Below are 18267 nucleotides of genomic sequence, written 5' to 3'. Positions count from 1 at the left end.
CTCAAGACGCGATAAATCGGCATCTCTACAAACTAAATGACCAATTACCAGTTACCAAAAGGTTTGATTGTCTCGTGTCAAGCACCTGAATCCTCGCCGTTGCACGAGCCTGGGGTAATTGCCGCGATCGCCTGTGCTGCTGTTAATCAAGGTGCTGTTGGGTTGCGTATAGATACCCCGGCTCATGTAAGTGCGGTGCGATCGCGGGTTAACGCCCCGATTATCGGTCTTTGGAAGCAACAGATCCCAGGATATGAGGTATATATTACACCTCAGTTTAAACACGCAGAAGCGATCGCGAGATCCGGTGCAGATATCATCGCCATCGACGCAACCCTGAGAAATCGCCCTGACGGTGAATCGGTAGAAATTCTGATAGCACGGATTCACGATGAATTAGGCAAACCCGTGATGGCGGATGTGGATACTATTGAGGCGGCGATCGCTGCTACCGCCGCAGGTGCAGATATCGTGGGCACTACACTCTACGGCTACACCCCCCAAACTCAACATCTATCTCCCCCCGGTTTTGACCTCCTCACCCAGATGGTAGAACAGCTAAACGTTCCAGCCATTTGTGAAGGTGGCATTGCCTCACCCCAAATGGCAAAATCCGCTTTGGAACTAGGAGCCTATGCCGTTGTAGTAGGTACGGCAATTACTGGTATTGACCATAACGTGAAAGCTTATCGAGCTGTTTTTCCTAATACCGAACCTCAGAATTTTTAGCACTTTTTAATTTTTTATAAAGGAAAATAAGTAATTTCTCAGATACCCTTGCCAGCATCAAAACTCCGTATGTTAAATTAAGTAAAACCACGTAAGTACAACTTGCGGTAGATGCCTGAGTACAAAAACCCTAGCTATCTTTGATTTAAAAGTAGCTATCGACAAAGTTACTCAAGTTTGGCCTCAAAGCCAGCAAATGAGGGTTGATTATGATAATAAGATCGCGGAAAATTAAAAAAGTAGCGGCAATTGCATCGGCAGTAGCTGTAGTAGGAGTGCTGCAAGGCTTATTGATTACGTCAGCACTGCGGAGCGAAAGAGTTCAGCCTTGGAGCAAAATAGAATCATCATCGCTACAGTAAAGGGCAATCTGTTCGCAGAAATTATTTGTCAGTTCGTGGTTCATAGCCTCTTAAAATAACTAACAAACCACGAACTCTGAAAAACAAGCACTTAACTAGCTGCAAGCAAGCTTCGCTTCAAGATAATCATGTTGCTTCCCACGACAGGGCTGCGGGCTAAGAGCGTGCCTTGGGAATCAGTTATTTCTAGCTTGCTGAAGTCTAGTTCTTGAGATCTTTGCAGCATTTCCGAAGCTAAACTATCCTGCTGTGCCAGGCTGAGGTTATACCAAGCGTTGTTTACCTTAACGCTCAGAAGGCTACCTTGGAAGTTAGCTTGAATTGCTTGAATCAGTCCCTCTGCATATTCACTGGTTATTTCAGAAACTTGATTTTGAATTGCCGCAATTAGATTTTGCTCCGGCGTGAGATCTGTAGTTACGGGCGGACCAATTTTTACAGGTTCCGGCTGTTCGGGCGCTGTTAATTCAGGTGGGGTATCGATACCTGTGGGAGGAACCTTGGGTGTATCGATGGGTGAGGGAGTAACTTCCGGAGTTTGGGTGTCTGGGAGAGTAACTTCAGGAGTGCTGGCATCTGGGGGAGCAACTTCAGGAGTGCTGGCATCTGGGGGAGCAACTTCAGGGGTGTCGATTTGTGGAGGAGGAACCTGAGCCACTTGGGTAGGTTTATCGGGTACAAGGGCAGAGGTTGTCCAAAGTACGAGCAGGAGAACACCTGCGATCGCTCCACTCAAAGCAGTATCAGACAGCTTTTGATTAACAGATCCTGGCAAAATAGAGCGAATTTTCTCTAAAGCAAATTTCCACCAAATTTGAAGACGCGCCCAAAAAGCACTAAACCTCTGCGATAAAGATGGCGCAGGTGTAGTTGACACTGCGGGTTGCGTTGGTAGTGCGTCCGCAGGCGCGATCGCTCCTGTAGTGGCTGACGACTCTATTGTAGAGATTGGTGGCGGCGAAGCCTCCAGCTTCTCGACAGTCACTTCTAGCAACCCAATCGTACCGCGCAAAGCTTTAATAGTTTGCGCCTTCACCACAGGTTGAACTTTAACCCAAGTTTGCTGTAGCGTCGTCGTTACTTTATTAATAGTCGTCCCCGATGCCCCCCCCTTTGGTAAGGGTGGGGTTGGTGGAATCTGCTGGCGTATCGTTGGATTGACTGGTTGCGGCTGACCACTCTCTTGTCCCCCACTGGCTAAAGGGGGTATAGGGTTGACTGGTTGCGGCTGACCACTCTCTTGTCCCCCACTTGCTAAAGGGGGTGTAGGGTTGACTGGCTCTTGCTGCTTTGGTTCTTCGTCTGACATTTATATTCTCCTCCAAGGCAGGGGGTGCAAAAGCGCTAAAATCGGCGATCGCTGCCCTCACAGCCTTAAATCTAGCACTTTGCTATTGTTGTTCCATTGCTTTTAATTAACTTGTTGCACTTTTCCTCAAGTACTCCATGAACCTCAAACGCCGTCAATTCATAACTTTAGGTAGTCTCAGCGGTTTCGGTTTAGCTGTTTTAGCAAAAATACTTCACACTCAAATAGCTCAGAGTAAAGACATCAGCCCAGGTTTTACGCCAGTAGCCAGAACTCCAGGGAAATCTCCCTTGCTACGCTTTGTCGCCGTCGCCGACACCGGAACGGGTACGAGATCTCAGTATGCCGTAGCTAATGCTATGACAGCCTATCACCGACAAAATCCCTACGACCTAGTTATTCTGGGTGGTGACAACATTTATACCAATGGCGAGATAGAGAAACTGGGCGAAGTATTTGAGCGCCCTTATCAAGCTTTGCTAAAAAAGAAAGTTAAATTTCAAGCTTGTTTGGGAAACCACGACATCCGGACTGCTAACGGAGATTTGCAAGTTCGTTATCCTGGCTTCAACATGAACGGGCGGCGCTACTACACATTTCGTCGCAACTCGGTGCAATTTTTTGCCCTCGACACCAATCACAATGCTGACTGGAAGACTCAACTACCTTGGTTAGAAAAAGAACTCAGCAGCAGTAAAGCGCCTTGGAAAGTTGTATTTGGTCATCACCAGATTTATTCATCAGGCGCGTATGGGTTGAATCAACCTTTTATTGACACGTTGACCCCACTTTTCAAAAAGTATGGAGTTCAGTTGTGGATCAACGGTCACGACCACCATTATGAGCGCAGCAAACATATAAACGGCACTACTTATTTAATTTGTGGTGCGGGTGCGGGAACTCGACCAGTAGGTACTTCTGAGTGGACGGCGTATTCAGCAGAAAAGCTGAGTTTTGCAGCGGTGGAGGTGTATGCAGACAAAATGATAATTAGCGGAATTGGCACCGATAACCGGATTTTCGACCAAGGCGCGATCGCATTCAAACTAACTTAGTTCAAGCATTTCAACTTTGCATAACTTTAAAACCTTCCTGCTTGGAACAACCTACACCAAGCGACTGTCGTAATAATATAACGCTCTGACTCCGACTCTACGCTATAGAAAGTGTAGAGTTTTGAGTCGTGGCAGTCATCAATTTGGCAGCAACTTTTGTAGGCAAAACACGGAGTAAGTTTATTATGAAATTAAAATATGTCTATCTTGGATTGTCTTGTTTCGGCTTTATTTGTGCAAGTGGTTTGAGCTTGCAACAAGCGACTTTTGCTCGTTCGTTAAAACTGCAAGTTAAACCTATAAAAACTGAACAGCTAGTAGCACAAAATCGCAAAATCAAAAATCAAGAACAACGCAACTCAATTCCTACTACCTTGAATAAAGAATTTACCCTAAAAGTTGGTCAGAAAGGAATCGTATCGCGGGAAAATCTGAAAATCAGCTTTCTTAAAGTATCTGAAGATTCTAGATGTCCGGCTAATGTAATGTGTATTACCGCAGGACAAACAGCAGTTGTGCTTAATGTTGTCGAAAAAGGTCAGAATCTGGGTGAAGTAGTTTTGGCAATTAAACCTGGTGCGCCAGAGTTAGCAGTTAAAACAATCGGGGATAAGTACAGCCTCAAATTGATAGACGTGCAGCCTTACCCAATCGCACCTTCAGAGACGAAACAATCAGACTACGTTATTAAGCTCAGCATTTCTAAAGCTAGAGCCTAAAATAATTTTAGGGTGGATATAAGGCGCGATCGCTCCATTATCCCTGCATCTACACCACCAGAGCTTAATAACACAATTTTTATTTAAAAATACTATAATTTTTTTCAGGTGGGAATTGCCCACCCTACGTTTAATGGAACTTACCTATTTAGGTTAATTACTGCGTTTTTCAGGGGATGGGTTGAGAGGAAGACGAATAGTGAAAGTTGCTCCCTTACCAACAGAACTACTAGCAGTAATAGTTCCCCTATGGGCTTCGACAATTCGCCGCGCGATCGCCAAACCTAAGCCAGTTCCACTGCCTTTGCGCGACGGATCTGCTGTATAAAACTGTTCAAAAATTCGCGGCAGATCGCCCTCGCTAATTCCTGTTCCCCGATCTATAATTTGCACCGCAATCTGCGTACCTTCTACCTTTCCAGAAATAAACACCTGAGAATCAGGCATCGAATGCTTAATAGCGTTGTCCAGTATATTTAAAAAAGCTTGTATGAGCCGCTCTGGATCGCCTTGTAGCTGAAGATCAGCAACCTCCACCCTGATAGAGATACCGCTAGCTCGCATCCGCAACTCCATTGCTCGTACAGCGCGATCTATTAAATCTCGCAACTTTACAGGCTGCTGTTCCAGCGAAGTTACCCCCGCTTCTAGCCTTCCGAGATCCAGCAGATCCTTAATTAGCCCCGACAAGCGCTTTGTTTCGTCCTGTGCAGTCTTCATAAAGCGCCCCCGCAACTCCGGTTCCTCATCCGCTCCGCTTTCGAGCGCCTCCAGCGTTACCAGTACGTTGCTTACAGGCGTGCGTAACTCGTGAGATACGCTAGCAAGGAAAGCCCGCCGCTCCTTATCAAGCGAAGCCAGCCGTTCGCTCATGCGGTTCAACTCAATTGCTAATTGGCCTAGCTCATCATCACTTTTCCGGATATTCAGCTTCTCGCCTAAATGACCGCCGCCTAACTGGATGGCGAAGTTGCACATAGCCTGTATCGGACGAGCAATATTGCGGGCAAGTTGTTCGCTAATGAGGGCGCACAGCACTAGCGTCAGTATCAGCGTCCCTAGAACCGTGAAAATGACTATGCGAAACTGGCGCTGAAACTGTTCGAGCGTTATCGACATCCGCACTACGCCCAGCATCTGACCATTGCGGACGATAGGTTGTGCTGCGTATAACCTGTCATCGTTTGACAGAATACCTTTCGCCATTCCTTTCGCTGAGTTATTTTGAAGCGCTTCTTTCATCCCAGCAACAGCCAACCAGTCAGTTACCTGCCGATCTAAGTTGGGGGCGGAAGTGGACAGCAGGCGACCATCTGGTGCGAAAACGCGCAGCGTTATTGCTTCGGGTGCGCCGTAACGTTTAACTATTACTTCCACCCGCTTGAGATCTTTTTCCTCTAAGGCATCAGCTACGCTTTCGGCTAGAGCATTAGTCCAGGTAGTTAATTCAGCCTGCCTAGTCCTCATAAAATATCCATAGAAAGACCAGAGGATGTAGCTGGCCATTAAGGATGTGCCTAGCGCTGTGAGTGCCAGGTAGGTAACTAACAGTTTGCGGTAAATCGAATTCAAGCGGATGGGAATTGGTAACAAACCCATTGGATTTTTTATGTAGTGTTTAGCGCGATTAGCTCGGCTTCTATTTTCTCATTAAAAAACGGGAAAATAGTCACCTAGCTAATAAGTTTAGTTAGAGAAAAGAAGAGAATCTATATTTTTTCAATCCACTATTCTTAGCTGTCGCTTTTTCTTTATACTTCTTGCTTGTAAAGCTGCCAGCTAAAGTGCATGATGACAGCACAATTAGATGCCGCCATCAATCTTTAATCTATTTGTCGATTGTTTTACTCGCACCGCGACGGCGCAGCAATGCCTTGAGCCGCGCTAGAAGTTCTCTCGTATTAAATGGTTTAGTGACATAATCATCTGCACCCGCTTCTAGCCCCCATACTTTATCAATGTCTTGGTCTTTGGCTGTCAGCATCAAGATAGGTATGTCAGAAAATGCTCGGATGCGCCAACAAAACTCCATGCCATCTATTACAGGTAGCATTAAGTCTAAAATAACAACGTCCGGGACTTGTTTGTGAAACAATTTTAGTGCTGTCAGCCCATCAGCAGCAGTGGTGACTTCATAGCCTTCTTTCACTAAAGCGTAGCTCAGGCTGGTACGCAAGGCTTCTTCATCATCGACTAATAAAACGTGTTGTGTCATGTTAGTTTTACTTTATAAGCTAAGTGGGAAAATTTCGTAACTTTTCTATTTTATAACGAAGACTGGCTGGGTAATTTAACTATCTTACTAATCCTCTGAATCTGTATCTATTTCAATTAACTTATTTTTTGATGATAAACCAGATTTAATTCTGATGCTTGATTTTGGCACGTCAAATTTTTTGGCTAATATTTGAATTAACTCGTCATTTGCCTTGCCATCGACTGGCGGCGATTTTAGATGTACTGTCAGGCTACCATCGGTTTCTTCTTCTATTTTTTGTTGTCTGGAATTTGGTTTTACTTTTACTTGTTTTTTCATACGACTTGGGCTATTAGCCCTAAAGAGCGATCGCCAGATTTGATGCCTCCTCCAACCTCTGCTATGATTAGGCGATTTGGTATATAAAGTGACAGACAACCTTAATTTCAACCTCGCTCTTAGGATAGAAGTTGCGTCAAATAATAGCGATTAGATTGTAACTAAAGTAAGGTGTGAGCCTTTAAACAAAAAATCCAGTTAGCCGACTAAAAGGCTGTTACTGGCTTGAGTGAATAAATAGGCTAAGATTCTACGGCGATCGTTCGTCCTTATAAGGGCAAATGTAAGCTCTTGTTTAGGCTCAAACCAACCCAAACCATAGGTATCAACTCCCCAAAGCTGAACTGCAAACCTGGCTAAAAACGAAGGGCGGCGACAGAAAGCAGCAAATCTTGCTCTGCTTAGCGAATGACGCCAAACCCAAAGCGTTTGGCGTCATTCGCTAAGCAAAATTATAATATGAACGAACAAATAGCAGAAAAATCAGCTGAGCTGATAGCTAGAAGCCAAGAATTAATAGTTGCAAGCAAGGCGCTATGTGCGAAGAATAAAGAATTAGCGGCAAAGTCAGATGAGGTGATAGTCAGAAGCCACGCTCTTATAGCCTCAAGCGAGCAGCTATTTGTTACCAACAATAAAATAGTTACCAAAGTAGATAAGCTGATAACAATAAGCGATAAGCTAATAGCTGCAAGCGAGAAACTCATAATAATAGCCGAGCAGCTAATAACTATCAGCCTGTATATAAAAGAGGAAAAAAGAAAGCTGAAAAGCTGGCGACCCAAACTAAATAATTCACAGGGACTGCACTTAGGCCGCAAGCGTTATTGGCGGCAAAACTACTATAAGTCTCAAAGAGTAATTTCTCTGCCTCGTCCCTAGCTATTGTCGAGGTTTGGGATGAGATTCATGAAACCTAGCAATTTGTCGCAACCACAACCAACCTAAAATACTGCCCAATACATAATGAGGGAAATCCAGCCAGTCGAAAGAACTTCCCAGCAGTAATTTGCCAAGCAGAGTGGAGCGAAATGAATTTAAAGCTGGTTGATTCCAAAGTTGTAGGAATTCAATTGCACAGGTGACGCCAAATACCCACACAGGAATTTGACGTAGTGATTTGCGAGTAGGAATTAATAAAAATATGAACAAACACCAAAAAATTTCGTATAAAACATCCCCGAGATAATCATTGACCCATTCGTGAGCAGGGCCGATATATTTTTTTGATAGCAAGCCAACCGGGACAACGATCAGAAGCGAGAGGATTGTATGTCTGCGAAGGGTTACATTTGTAAGCATCAACTTTTTACCTGCGATCGCCGCTGGGTTTTGTTGGTAGACCAGCGTTTTTATGCACCCCGCACGTATCTTAAAACAGCAAAAACAGCAAAGCCTGTCTGAGAGAGATTATCCCCCAAACAGGCACTAAAAAGGCAAAGAACAAAGTAGTTTTTGCTGACCGACGACTTACCCGATAATCGCGATTCCTCAACCCCACCTTCTACGGGCTTCAGTTAGGATGGTTCATTCGGGTTGCCGTTGCCAATCACAGCAACTTTATGCCTGTAGACCAGTTCCGCTCCGTACCAACCAGAAAGACCGAGAAGCGCCGCCACAATAACTGAAATAGTCAACCCTGTGGGTAATATTGCCCCCTCGGTGTTACCCCATCGCAGAAACACGTTGACAATTGTTAGCCCCAGAGATGCAACGTTGAGTACCATGTGCGCCCAACCAGCAGTGCGCTTTCTGACACGTTCAATTTTTAGGAAGTCTGCCATACCTGTGAGGGCTGCTACGACACCGCTTATCAACCCAGCGAGTAATAGCCAGAAAGCAGCGCGTCCCCAGAAGGGATCTTTTGTAAACCAGTAGGCTATATCGGCTGCTGGTGCCCCCGTCAGAAAAGCAATGGGGAAAGTAACAATGAGGGGATGTAAGGGATGCTTGGCGATCGCGACTGTACTGGGTACGCCGCTGTCGAGAAACTCTCTCTCATCACTCTCAATAAGCGGCGGGATACTCGGAGTTGGTGTCTGTGTCATATTACTCTTGTTGTTTCTATGATTTTTAGTACTAAAAGCACCTTCTCGCAGTGGTTTTAACACCTTGCAAACAGGAGGCGATCGCTCCCTGTTCGCAAAACTAAGATGTTAAGCTGCGGGGATTTTCTCAACATAGGCATCAGCAAAAAGCGTAATTTTGCCTGCCTCAACATCTAGCTTCTGTATTCGCAGCGTCATTCCCTCCAAATCAAAGTTACGAAGGTTTAAAATTTCGCTAGCTTTATTTAGCAGCGCTTCCGTAAGTTCGGGCGATATCTCCTCGCCCTCTGCGTACTGGACTTGCTTGAGAGAAATGCTCTGCCCATCCGCGCTAGCGCTAGGCATAGCAGTAAAAGACACCAACTTTGTTTCGCCAGTTTCGCGCAAAAGCACATTAGCGCTTAAAGCTACCTTGCCATCACCCGGCAGTTTAAAATCCACTTGCTGCGTATCAACGGTCATGAGTTGACCGTTAACGTGAAGTTTCTGATCTTTTAGCATCGTGCCAACAAATTCAGAATTAAAAGCGCGGTTAATATCTTCTTGAATTAAAACAGCACGAACGCTGGCATCTGTTGGTTTAGTAAGTTCAATTTTTCCAAAAGCGGCGCTGAGTGGATTGATGGCGATGTTATTCATTTGCATCTCCAGTTCATCCATGCGGAGGTCTTTTTGCATCACCAGACCTTCGCCTTCAACTGTTACTTTATCTACCTGTCCCTGAACCAACTTAAACGGATCGGTTTGGACATCTACCTCTAATTTATCTACTTCATCGAGTTGGCTAGATAGCCCTATTTCTGCCGCTTTGTTCAGTGCCTGCTGCCCTAGATTATCGGTCGTCACTCTGTCATCTCCTACGGTTCTCTTATTGAGTCAATCTAGGCCATCTGTATTAAAAATTGTATCTGCCTGATGGTGGAAGGAAGGCAATTGTATCTAAAGGCACAGCGCACATATTCTTAACGAGATAATCCCAACTATTTCAATCGTTATTCTACAGGAACGCGCTCCACGCGGGCTTTAACTTGCACGACAATTCTTCCTGCTTCCACAGCTATTTGCTCAATATTCAGGGAGAAATCTTTCTGTTTAATGTAGCGCTGTTTCAGCAGCGTGCTGACCCTCATCAACAAAGCCGCTGTAATTTCTATGGGCAAGTCTTCGCCTTCAGCAAACTTACTCTGTCGCAGGCACACAGTATCTCCGTTGTCGCCCATCCACAGTACAACTGAGGCAACAATTGGATAACTCTTATCCTCCGCGCGTAACAGCAACCCAGCGGTAAACAATATTTCGCCGTCACCGGGTAAGTCGCATTCTACCTGCTTTAGCTCAATACTATAAGTTTTACCCAACACTTGAAAGTTTTGGTTTCGCACCCAATTGCGGGCAAGCTTAGAGTTAAGAGCGTGGTTCAGATCTGCTTGAATTAACACCACGCGCACCTTTGCATCTGTGGGTTGGGTTAGTTCAACTTTTCCAAAAACAGCGCTCAATAGGTCGATGCTAACGTTACCCGTTTCCAGATCTAATTGCTCTAATCGCAAGTCTTGGAGGATAGTCAGACCGTCGCCAGCGATCGCCACTGAGTCTACTTCTCCCTGCGCCAGCTTGAGCGGATCTGTGCGGACATCTATATCTACTTTATCGACAGCATCTACTTGGCTGGCTAGTCCCATCTCTGCTACTTTGTTCAGCGCTTGTTGCGCCAGCCCTGCCTGTTCTTGAGTCACTAAGGCAATCTCCGAGTGTGTGCTTGTAAAGTGTTACTTTATGCGATCGAATTTAATAAATTTATCTGTCTGACGGTGGAAAAAATCATGTAAGCTTATCTATCTTCAAGCAGATAATTGGATGCTTTCACGGTTCGCTCATTTATTTTTTTAGCTGTCTATTTCCAAAGGAATATGACTTAGGATAGGGCATATTTTTTTTAGAATCAAATTTTTGATAGATGACAAAATATATATTTACCATTAACTTTCTCACAAAAAAAACTAAAGGCAAACAAAATTTTGTGCGTTGCACAGATTGAATTAGTGTCAAAGCAAGCCACAGGTTATAAATGATGTGGATCAGTCAAAAGACGGATGGCTCTAGCTAATTTGTATGTGATTCTCAAAATATATTGAGAGTTCGAGAACACACAGAGGAGATCACAGAATGGTTACGACAATTGATGATACAAAGCGTATTGCGATCGCCACTAAATTGGCAGATATCAAAGCGCTGCAAAATCTATTGATTGCCAACGAAGAGCAATTTGTATCTGCAATTGCGGATGAAGATATTCGCAAGCGCATACAAGATATGCTCGATGACGACCGGAAAAACCTCGGCGTTCTCGATACCGTAATTGTCCAATACGGTGTTAAAGGCGAGCCGAAGGAAACAACTGTAAAAATGATTGAAGAAGTTCAGAAACTAATGAAAGGTTCTGAACTGACAATTTTTGAAAAAGTATCTCAGCATGAGTTGCTAAAGCATAAAGCAGCGATGGGCGGTATCTTAATCCACAAAGCTGCCCAAGTTGTCGGCGCTGACATTGAAGCTGCCATCACTCCACTAAATACGGTTAACTTCGAGAACCGCGCCCACCAAGAGCAACTAAAAGGAATTCTAGAAATTCTAGGCGTTCGCGAACTAACTGGAAAAGATCCCGATCAAGGTCTGTGGGCACGAGTTCAAGATGCTGTTGCAGCAGTGACAGGCGTCGCAGGTAGCGTGGTTACTCGTACAGATGACGAGATGACCATCGAGCAAATCATCCGCATGGATCACACCAAGACTGACACGCTGTTTGTGCAAATTTTAGGCAGCAATGATGCTCATAAGATCCAAGAGTTTTACGGTCAACTATATAAAGATCTGACCGCCCACTCCGAAGCTGAAGAGCAAGTAGTTTACCCCGCAGTACGTCCTTACTACGACGAAACCCAAGACTTGTATCAAGAGCAAGCTGAAATGAAGCAGATGCTGGAGACAATTAAGTCTCTCAACCCCGCTTCAGAGGATTTCAAAGGACAAGTTGAGAAGTTGATGGCGGCAGTTCGGCATCACGTTGGTCAAGAAGAAAACGAGATGTTCCCCAAAATCCGCGACAACTTCAGCCACGAACAACAAAAGCAACTGGCTACCCAGTTCAAATCAGCTAAGAGCCAAGTACAAGACAAGTTTGCAGCTGCTAGCAAGTAATTAATTAGCCTGCTCGGTCTTAATAAAATCTAGGAGTACTTAAAAAAGTAACTCCTAGATATAAACAACTCAATTAGTAATCCCGATTAGGTGATTTAGCGCTAGGCAATATTTATAAAATTGCCTAGTGTCTTTTTATTAAAGGGTATTAATAAGAAGGAATAGAGTGAGGTTTTGAAGGCGAGATACTCCGCATCTTAGAAAAGTCGGGTATCTGAACCTCTGAAATATCACAATTTGCCCTATATATAGAGCTGAGTAACTAGGAGTTAAAAATTTTTACACCTTATAAGTTATAAGAAATATTTTTTTTGCTCATTCGGAAGAAAGATGAATTGCTCAAGGGTCTGCGCCATGATTAGGAAAGATTTCACTTAATAATAATTTAAAAGGAAAAAACGAATGGTAGCAACACTGGACGATACAAAGCGCATTGCGATCGCAATGGAATTGGCAGACATGAAAGAACTTCAACAACTGCTAATTTCTAATGAAGAACAATTTGTTTCTGCAATTTCAGATGAAGCTATTCGCAAGCGCATACACGATATGCTCGAAGACGACCGGAAAAATCTGGGCATTCTAGAGACTGTAATTGTTCAGTATGGTGTCAAGGGAGAACCCCGCGAAACCAGTAAGAAGATGATCGAGCAAGCTCAACAATTGATGCAAGGACATGAGCTTTCTCTGTATCAAAAAGTATCTCAACACGAACTACTGAAGCACAAGCAAGTAATGGCGGGGCTTTTAGTTCACAAGTGCGCTCAGAAAGTCGGTGCTGATATTGAAGTCGCGATTGGGCCTTTAAACACAATAAACTTTGAAAACCGCGCTCATCAAGAGCAATTGAAAGGCATTATTGAGGTTTTGGGCGTCACCGAACTGACTGGAAAAGAACCGGATCAAGGACTGTGGGGACGGGTTCAAGATGCGATCGCTGCCTTCTCAGGCGTGATGGGTAGCGTTGTTACCCAAAACACTGATAAGGATGATATGAACATCCAAACCCTTATCAGACTAGACCACAATAAGACCAATACAATATTCACCGAAATTGGCGCTACTAAAGATCCTCAGAAGCTCCAAGAGTATTTCGGTCAGCTTTACAAAGATTTAACTGCTCATGCTATAGCTGAAGAGCAAATTGTCTATCCCCGCGTCCGTTCTTTCTACGGTGATGACAATACTCAAGAGCTTTACGACGAGCAAAGCGAAATGAAGCGGATGTTGGATGAAATCAAGGCTATCAACCCCGAATCAGCCGATGAGTTCCGACACAAAGTTAAGCAACTGATGGAAGCCGTTGGCGATCACATCCGTCAAGAAGAAAGCACTATGTTCGCCGCAATCGACAAGAATTGCACCGACGAGCAAAAAGAGCAAATGGCTACCGAGTTTAAAGCAGCTAAGAGCAAAGTTCAGGAAGAAATGGCAGCTTCTACCAAGTAACAGCAAGTAGGTTTAAGCTGTAGCCTGTGGATTTTTGAAAGTAGCTTGAATTAGACACGCACCACTTTAAGTGGTGCGTGTCTTTTTATTAGCGAGTTGCCAGCTCTTAATGGATGCGATCGCGCCACCCATACGGTTGTGTAAATACAGCTCCAACTATTGCACGCTGGCGCGAAAATACCATCTCGGTATGTATCGCAGTTCTGTTTTCTTAACTATTTCTATCCCTAATAGGGATTTATACCGCGTCCTAACTAAATAGCTAGTGGCAAATTGTCTATTGACAAAAAAAGCCAAATTATTTAATCTCTTGTTAAAGAACTACGGCCATTCAGGTAAGTGAAATCGGGTGCATCTCCCATTTCTACCCCAAAGCTAATATTTGGGGCTATCGTCACATCAGTTAGCCTGCCATAGAGCGGGCTATTTTCCAGGCTATCAACGCTAACGTTTTTGTAGCGCGATCGCCTCATGGGATGCACCCTATAAAATCTCTAATATGAACCCTGATGAACTGTTGCAAAAATATGCAGCTGGAGAAAGAGATTTTTGTCTAGCCGACTTGAGTGGCGTCAACCTGAGCGGAGCAAATCTAACTGCTGCCGATCTAACTCATGCCAACCTCGAAAACGCTACTTTGAGCCGTGCCACTCTCAGCCGAGCTGCTTTGGGAGGAGCCAACCTGCGAGGTGCAGAGCTGGTTAGAGCCGACTTGCGTAGAGCAGACTTGAGTGGAGCCGACCTAATCGCCGCCGACATGAGGGTAGCCAACCTAAGTTTGGCCGACCTGATTGGAGCTGATTTGAGAGTCGCCAACTTGAGCTTAGCCGAATTGATGGGCACCGACTTGATCGGAGCCGACTTGAGCGGAGCTAACTTGAGTCTAGCCGACCTGCGTGGAGCCAACTTGAGCGGAGCCAACTTGAGTCTAGCCAACCTGAACCACACACACTTATATCAAGCAGACCTGACTGAGACGAACTTGCACGATGCTAACTTGCAAAGGGTTCTTTATAACGAATACACTAAGTTTCCCGAAGACTTTGACCCCATCGAGGCTGGTGCTTATTTGATAGCACCTCATACTTCACTTGCAGGGATGGACTTGAGTCAAGCCTACCTTCATAAGGTAAATCTGCACAAATCCAATTTAAGTGGGGCAGATTTGAGTAAAGCTGATTTAAGCTGGGCAGACTTGAGCGAAGTCAATCTGAGCGGTGCTAACTTGAGAGGTGCTAACCTAAGTTTTGCCAACATGGCTGGAACTAACCTGAGTGGGGTTAACCTCAACGGCGCTAACCTAACTGGAGTCAAAAACCTTTATCAGGCTAACCTTAAAGGCGCAAACCTGAGCGCAGCAATCATGCCAGATGGAGCAATTTTTAACTAATTGCACCTTTCTTTTAGCAAAACAGCAATAGACAAAATATTTATAAATTAACCCCATTCAAGCTAACTTGAATGGGGTGCAAAATTCTATCGCCGCTTTGAGTGCAACTTGCTATTACTAACGAAGGCGTTGAAGATAGTTTTGTACGTTGCGAATTGCTTTTACAGCATAAGCGTTGTTAGGACGTTCGCTGAGCGCTCTTCTAAAGTTAATCAAAGCAGTTTGGTAGTCTTTTTGCAGGGTTGCAGCGTAACCAAGCGTCATGTAACGAGTAAAAGGGTTCTGCTGAGCATTCGATTGGCTAGTTCTTGGGGTAGCTGCACCATTGGTAGTCCCAGTTCCCGCGCCGCCTGCTGCACCACCATTGGTTCGAGTGCGATCGCCACCATTGATAGTTCCAGTTCCCGCGCCACCTGCTGCACCACCATTGGTTCGAGTGCGATCGCCACCATTGGTAGTTCCAGTTCCCGCGCCGCCTGCTGCACCACCATTGGTTCGAGTGCGATCGCCACCATTGATAGTTCCAGTTCCCGCGCCGCCTGCTGCACCACCATTGGTTCGAGTGCGATCGCCACCATTAGTAGTTCCAGTTCCCGCGCCGCCTGCTGCGCCACCATTACCATTATCTACAGTTGTCGAGCCTCTAGGCGTGAATGCACCATTATTCAATGTCCCAGTTCCGGCAGCACCGCCTGTTGTGCCACCATTCGTCCCAGTTCCGGCAGCGCCGCCTGTTGTGCCACCATTCGTCCCAGTTCCCGGAGCGCCGCCTCTAGTCGCTCCACCATAATTCAATCCCGCAGGACCGCCGCCTGTCCCGCCACGATTATTGAATCCCCCATCGCCGCCACCTGTGGTGCCACCAGTAGTTCCAGTTCCAGGTGTGGTTGTTCCAGTTGATGGAGCAGTAGTTCCAGTTCCAGGTGTGGTTGTTCCAGTTGATGGAGCAGTAGTTCCAGTTGACGGAATTGCCGTTCCAGTTCCTCCAGGGTTCAACGTACCAGTTCCCGCGCCGCCATTATTGAATCCACCAGCGCCGCCTGTTGTTCCGCCAGTAGTTCCAGTTCCGGCGCCGCCATTATTGAATCCACCAGCACCGCCTGTTGTTCCGCCAGTAGTTCCAGTTCCAGGCGTAGTTGTTCCAGTTGATGGAATTGCCGTTCCAGTTCCGGCGCCGCCATTATTGAATCCACCAGCACCGCCTGTTGTACCACCAGTAGTTCCAGTTCCAGGCGTAGTTGTTCCAGTTGATGGGATTGCCGTTCCAGTTCCGGCGCCGCCATTATTGAATCCACCAGCACCGCCTGTTGTACCACCAGTAGTTCCAGTTCCGGTACCGCCTGTGCTACCGCCAGTAATTCCACTTCCAGTACCGCCTGTGCTACCGCCAGTAGTTCCACTTCCAGTACTGCCTGTGCTACCGCCAGTAGTTCCACTTCCAGTACTGCCTGTGCTACCGCCAGTAGTTCCACTTCCAGCACTGCCTGTGCTACCGCCAGTAGTTCCACTTCCAGTACCGCCGCCTGCTGCGCCACCAGTACTCTGAGCTAATATTTGTCTGCCAGCAGAGCCATTAGCGCGATCGCCGTTCTTCGGGCTTTGATTGAATACGCTAGGGTTAATTAGCGCTAATGCGGGCAAACTCAGTAAAATACTAGCGCTAGCAACTCCGGCGATGCTAACAAGCTTTTTGATTTGATTTTTTTTATTTGCTGTACTCATTGTTATGTCCTTAGTTTTAGACAGAGAATTGTTAGTTTCTAGGCGATGTTATTAAATTTGGAAAAATGTTGCCGCCAAGTTAAATTTAAACGGCAACTTTATTATTTTGGCGGCTCGTCTGCCCAAAAATTTATTTTCGGCAAACGAGCGCTGGGCGTGAGTTTTCAACTCAGCCTATATCAGGCATTGACGACTTCGCCGCCGTTGGGATGTAGAATCTGACCGGACATATAAGAAGAGTCATCTGAGCCTAAAAACACATAGCTAGGCGCAATTTCTTCCGGCTGTCCAGCTCGCTTGAACGGCACTTGTTGGCCGAAGTTGGCTACTTTATCCTCTGGAAAAGTTGCCGGAATCAGCGGCGTCCAAATTGGGCCTGGTGCGACGCCATTTACACGAATGCCCTTTTCAGCTAGAGATTGGGAGAGCGATCGCGTAAAGGCCACAATTGCACCTTTAGTAGATGAATAATCTATAAGCTGCTGATTGCCTTTGTAAGCCGTTACCGAAGTCGTATTAATAATCGCGCTGCCTTCTTTCAGATGCTTTAGCGCCGCCTTCGTCAGATAAAACATCGAAAAAATGTTAGTGCGGAAAGTGCGTTCTAGCTGTTCGGCAGTAATATCTTCGAGGCTTTCTTGAGGATGCTGTTCGGCAGCATTATTGATGAGAATATCCAATTTACCCAACTCATCAACTGTCTGCTGCACCACCTGCTGGCAAAACTTCTCGTCCCCAATATCGCCAGCTATAGTGATACACTTACGCCCTTGTTGTTCAACCAACGTTTTAGTTTTTTGGGCATCATCATGTTCGTTTAAATAAACAATAGCAACATCTGCCCCTTCTTTAGCATAAAACAGAGCAACTGCACGACCAATTCCACTATCGCCGCCAGTAATTAACGCCACCTTATCCAGCAACTTGCCACTACCCTTATATTTAGAATCGTCAAACTTGGGTTCTGGCGTCATCTCCGATTCAATACCGGGTTGATGATCTTGTTTTTGTGGTGGCTGTAGCGTTTGTTCTGAGGGCATATTATTCTCCTTTAGCGTCCATGAAAATCATCCCCCTGGATTGAAGTCAACTCAAGGGTTAAGCTTTGAAACAGCTAGGCTCGATTTAGATAAAACTAAGACTCTAGACGCTTATAAGGTTGGCTCTTCAGGACGGGGAGTTTAATCCACCCTTGGTAGTAATTAATTAACCGTAGCGACAAACACTCTAGAGCATAAATTTCAAGGAGAGCATTTCACATTTGCCAATATAAACCCGCACCCGCGAATAAGAGTTTCTAATTCAGCGTTTTATGCTCATCCGCACCTGAAGTTCCATATTTTGAGGATCTAACCCCAAATTTTGCAAAATTATAGCTGCTACACATAATTTTTCTCCTCTTTATCTAGTCACTTAATACTTAGGGATTATTCCCCATAGCAGATGATCTGTATTAATCAAGTTGTTGCCCAGCCGCAGGTTTTCTTGTAACGATAGTTCTAAATTACGCTCGCCTCACAGTGCATGGCATTGTCTTAGACTGACCCTATGGTGAAGTTTTTGTCAAAGAAGCCGATACACACACAACAAAGCTAGAGTCAAACTAGGAGCGATCGCCTTTTCTATAATCAATAACCGTTAGAGCTTAAACGAGCTATATTAGGCAAGCAAATACTAACCTTAATGCCAGTCCAGCATCTATAGTTGCGCTCATGCCTTTCGCGCAGGCAAAATCTGTAATAGTTCCGGT

The 18267-nt window shown here is 45.4% G+C and carries 19 protein-coding genes; 8 read left to right on the top strand and 11 right to left on the bottom strand.

Translation table 11 applies throughout. The features are described 5' to 3' along the window. Positions 1-36 precede the first annotated feature (36 nt). Both H6F77_RS20045 and H6F77_RS20040 read left to right on the top strand, forming a co-directional pair. Complete coding sequence (locus H6F77_RS20045; RefSeq protein WP_190490415.1) at positions 37-729, top strand: N-acetylmannosamine-6-phosphate 2-epimerase; 693 nt, start codon at positions 37-39, stop codon at positions 727-729. Positions 730-938: 209 nt separating this feature from the next. Then, positions 939-1091: a hypothetical protein gene (locus H6F77_RS20040; RefSeq protein WP_190490413.1), complete on the top strand. Its 153-nt coding sequence runs from the start codon at positions 939-941 to the stop codon at positions 1089-1091. Between the two features lie 91 nt (positions 1092-1182). Here H6F77_RS20040 and H6F77_RS20035 read toward each other — a convergent pair whose 3' ends face one another. Beyond that, on the bottom strand, positions 1183-2400 hold the full coding sequence (locus H6F77_RS20035) for a hypothetical protein (protein ID WP_199321428.1): 1218 nt from the start codon (positions 2398-2400) through the stop codon (positions 1183-1185). Positions 2401-2537: 137 nt separating this feature from the next. Between H6F77_RS20035 and H6F77_RS20030 the strand changes: the two genes are divergently transcribed. Both H6F77_RS20030 and H6F77_RS20025 read left to right on the top strand, forming a co-directional pair. Beyond that, complete coding sequence (locus H6F77_RS20030; RefSeq protein ID WP_190490411.1) at positions 2538-3455, top strand: metallophosphoesterase family protein; 918 nt, start codon at positions 2538-2540, stop codon at positions 3453-3455. A 185-nt stretch (positions 3456-3640) separates the two neighbouring features. Further along, positions 3641-4174 carry a hypothetical protein gene (locus H6F77_RS20025; protein ID WP_190490410.1) on the top strand — a complete coding sequence of 178 codons (534 nt, stop codon included), beginning with the start codon at positions 3641-3643 and terminating at the stop codon, positions 4172-4174. 153 nt (positions 4175-4327) lie between these two features. Here H6F77_RS20025 and H6F77_RS20020 read toward each other — a convergent pair whose 3' ends face one another. The 3 genes from H6F77_RS20020 to H6F77_RS20010 form a co-directional block, all read right to left on the bottom strand. Continuing rightward, positions 4328-5773: a HAMP domain-containing sensor histidine kinase gene (locus H6F77_RS20020; RefSeq protein WP_190490408.1), complete on the bottom strand. Its 1446-nt coding sequence runs from the start codon at positions 5771-5773 to the stop codon at positions 4328-4330. Positions 5774-6002: 229 nt separating this feature from the next. Continuing rightward, positions 6003-6389 carry a response regulator gene (locus H6F77_RS20015; RefSeq protein ID WP_190490406.1) on the bottom strand — a complete coding sequence of 129 codons (387 nt, stop codon included), beginning with the start codon at positions 6387-6389 and terminating at the stop codon, positions 6003-6005. 87 nt (positions 6390-6476) lie between these two features. Further along, positions 6477-6710 (bottom strand): DUF167 domain-containing protein, encoded by a 234-nt coding sequence (locus tag H6F77_RS20010; protein ID WP_190490404.1) that lies wholly within the window; start codon positions 6708-6710, stop codon positions 6477-6479. 459 nt (positions 6711-7169) lie between these two features. Here H6F77_RS20010 and H6F77_RS20005 point away from each other — a divergent pair, with 459 nt between their 5' ends. Next, positions 7170-7592, top strand: a complete 423-nt coding sequence (locus tag H6F77_RS20005; RefSeq protein WP_190490402.1) for a hypothetical protein — start codon at positions 7170-7172, stop codon at positions 7590-7592. On the opposite strand, the gene H6F77_RS20000 is transcribed toward H6F77_RS20005, so the two are convergent. From H6F77_RS20000 to H6F77_RS19985, 4 genes are all read right to left on the bottom strand, one after another. Beyond that, positions 7593-8012 carry a ribosomal maturation YjgA family protein gene (locus H6F77_RS20000; protein WP_190490400.1) on the bottom strand — a complete coding sequence of 140 codons (420 nt, stop codon included), beginning with the start codon at positions 8010-8012 and terminating at the stop codon, positions 7593-7595. It lies immediately after the preceding gene. Positions 8013-8227: 215 nt separating this feature from the next. Next, positions 8228-8758 (bottom strand): DUF2231 domain-containing protein, encoded by a 531-nt coding sequence (locus H6F77_RS19995; RefSeq protein WP_190490398.1) that lies wholly within the window; start codon positions 8756-8758, stop codon positions 8228-8230. A 108-nt stretch (positions 8759-8866) separates the two neighbouring features. Then, complete coding sequence (locus tag H6F77_RS19990; protein WP_190490396.1) at positions 8867-9604, bottom strand: LmeA family phospholipid-binding protein; 738 nt, start codon at positions 9602-9604, stop codon at positions 8867-8869. Between the two features lie 146 nt (positions 9605-9750). After that, positions 9751-10494, bottom strand: coding sequence for an LmeA family phospholipid-binding protein (locus H6F77_RS19985; RefSeq protein ID WP_190490394.1), 744 nt, complete (start codon positions 10492-10494; stop codon positions 9751-9753). Positions 10495-10924: 430 nt separating this feature from the next. Here H6F77_RS19985 and H6F77_RS19980 point away from each other — a divergent pair, with 430 nt between their 5' ends. Together H6F77_RS19980 and H6F77_RS19975 are read left to right on the top strand one after the other, a co-directional pair. Then, complete coding sequence (locus tag H6F77_RS19980; RefSeq protein ID WP_190490392.1) at positions 10925-11956, top strand: hemerythrin domain-containing protein; 1032 nt, start codon at positions 10925-10927, stop codon at positions 11954-11956. Between the two features lie 402 nt (positions 11957-12358). Continuing rightward, positions 12359-13405 (top strand): hemerythrin domain-containing protein, encoded by a 1047-nt coding sequence (locus H6F77_RS19975; RefSeq protein ID WP_190490390.1) that lies wholly within the window; start codon positions 12359-12361, stop codon positions 13403-13405. 302 nt (positions 13406-13707) lie between these two features. Here H6F77_RS19975 and H6F77_RS19970 read toward each other — a convergent pair whose 3' ends face one another. Next, positions 13708-13887 carry a hypothetical protein gene (locus H6F77_RS19970; RefSeq protein WP_190490388.1) on the bottom strand — a complete coding sequence of 60 codons (180 nt, stop codon included), beginning with the start codon at positions 13885-13887 and terminating at the stop codon, positions 13708-13710. Between the two features lie 17 nt (positions 13888-13904). Between H6F77_RS19970 and H6F77_RS19965 the strand changes: the two genes are divergently transcribed. Continuing rightward, entirely contained in the window at positions 13905-14795 is an 891-nt protein-coding gene (locus H6F77_RS19965) for a pentapeptide repeat-containing protein (RefSeq protein WP_190490386.1), read from the top strand. Positions 14796-14912: 117 nt separating this feature from the next. Here the strand turns inward: H6F77_RS19965 and H6F77_RS19960 are convergent, their stop codons facing one another. Both H6F77_RS19960 and H6F77_RS19955 read right to left on the bottom strand, forming a co-directional pair. Continuing rightward, the gene (locus tag H6F77_RS19960; protein WP_190490384.1) at positions 14913-16517 is read right to left on the bottom strand and encodes a tetratricopeptide repeat protein; all 1605 of its coding nucleotides are present in this window, start codon (positions 16515-16517) and stop codon (positions 14913-14915) included. A gap of 179 nt (positions 16518-16696) precedes the next feature. Then, positions 16697-17557 carry an SDR family oxidoreductase gene (locus H6F77_RS19955; RefSeq protein ID WP_190490382.1) on the bottom strand — a complete coding sequence of 287 codons (861 nt, stop codon included), beginning with the start codon at positions 17555-17557 and terminating at the stop codon, positions 16697-16699. Positions 17558-18267: the final 710 nt, after the last annotated feature.

It is taken from the genome of Microcoleus sp. FACHB-831 (assembly GCF_014695585.1).
Lineage (GTDB): Bacteria > Cyanobacteriota > Cyanobacteriia > Cyanobacteriales > FACHB-T130 > FACHB-831.
Note: the sequence above shows the minus strand (reverse complement) of the source record. Positions and strands in the feature narration are given on the sequence as shown.

Coding starts and splice junctions, on each gene's coding strand:
- H6F77_RS19955 (WP_190490382.1), bottom strand. CDS start 17,557: ATGCCCTCAGAACAAACGCTACAGCCACCACAAAAACAAGATCATCAA.
- H6F77_RS20040 (WP_190490413.1), top strand. CDS start 939: ATGATAATAAGATCGCGGAAAATTAAAAAAGTAGCGGCAATTGCATCG.
- H6F77_RS20030 (WP_190490411.1), top strand. CDS start 2,538: ATGAACCTCAAACGCCGTCAATTCATAACTTTAGGTAGTCTCAGCGGT.
- H6F77_RS20010 (WP_190490404.1), bottom strand. CDS start 6,710: ATGAAAAAACAAGTAAAAGTAAAACCAAATTCCAGACAACAAAAAATA.
- H6F77_RS20000 (WP_190490400.1), bottom strand. CDS start 8,012: ATGCTTACAAATGTAACCCTTCGCAGACATACAATCCTCTCGCTTCTG.
- H6F77_RS19975 (WP_190490390.1), top strand. CDS start 12,359: ATGGTAGCAACACTGGACGATACAAAGCGCATTGCGATCGCAATGGAA.
- H6F77_RS20045 (WP_190490415.1), top strand. CDS start 37: ATGACCAATTACCAGTTACCAAAAGGTTTGATTGTCTCGTGTCAAGCA.
- H6F77_RS19980 (WP_190490392.1), top strand. CDS start 10,925: ATGGTTACGACAATTGATGATACAAAGCGTATTGCGATCGCCACTAAA.
- H6F77_RS20020 (WP_190490408.1), bottom strand. CDS start 5,773: ATGGGTTTGTTACCAATTCCCATCCGCTTGAATTCGATTTACCGCAAA.
- H6F77_RS20005 (WP_190490402.1), top strand. CDS start 7,170: ATGAACGAACAAATAGCAGAAAAATCAGCTGAGCTGATAGCTAGAAGC.
- H6F77_RS19965 (WP_190490386.1), top strand. CDS start 13,905: ATGAACCCTGATGAACTGTTGCAAAAATATGCAGCTGGAGAAAGAGAT.
- H6F77_RS20025 (WP_190490410.1), top strand. CDS start 3,641: ATGAAATTAAAATATGTCTATCTTGGATTGTCTTGTTTCGGCTTTATT.
- H6F77_RS19995 (WP_190490398.1), bottom strand. CDS start 8,758: ATGACACAGACACCAACTCCGAGTATCCCGCCGCTTATTGAGAGTGAT.
- H6F77_RS20015 (WP_190490406.1), bottom strand. CDS start 6,389: ATGACACAACACGTTTTATTAGTCGATGATGAAGAAGCCTTGCGTACC.
- H6F77_RS19960 (WP_190490384.1), bottom strand. CDS start 16,517: ATGAGTACAGCAAATAAAAAAAATCAAATCAAAAAGCTTGTTAGCATC.
- H6F77_RS20035 (WP_199321428.1), bottom strand. CDS start 2,400: ATGTCAGACGAAGAACCAAAGCAGCAAGAGCCAGTCAACCCTACACCC.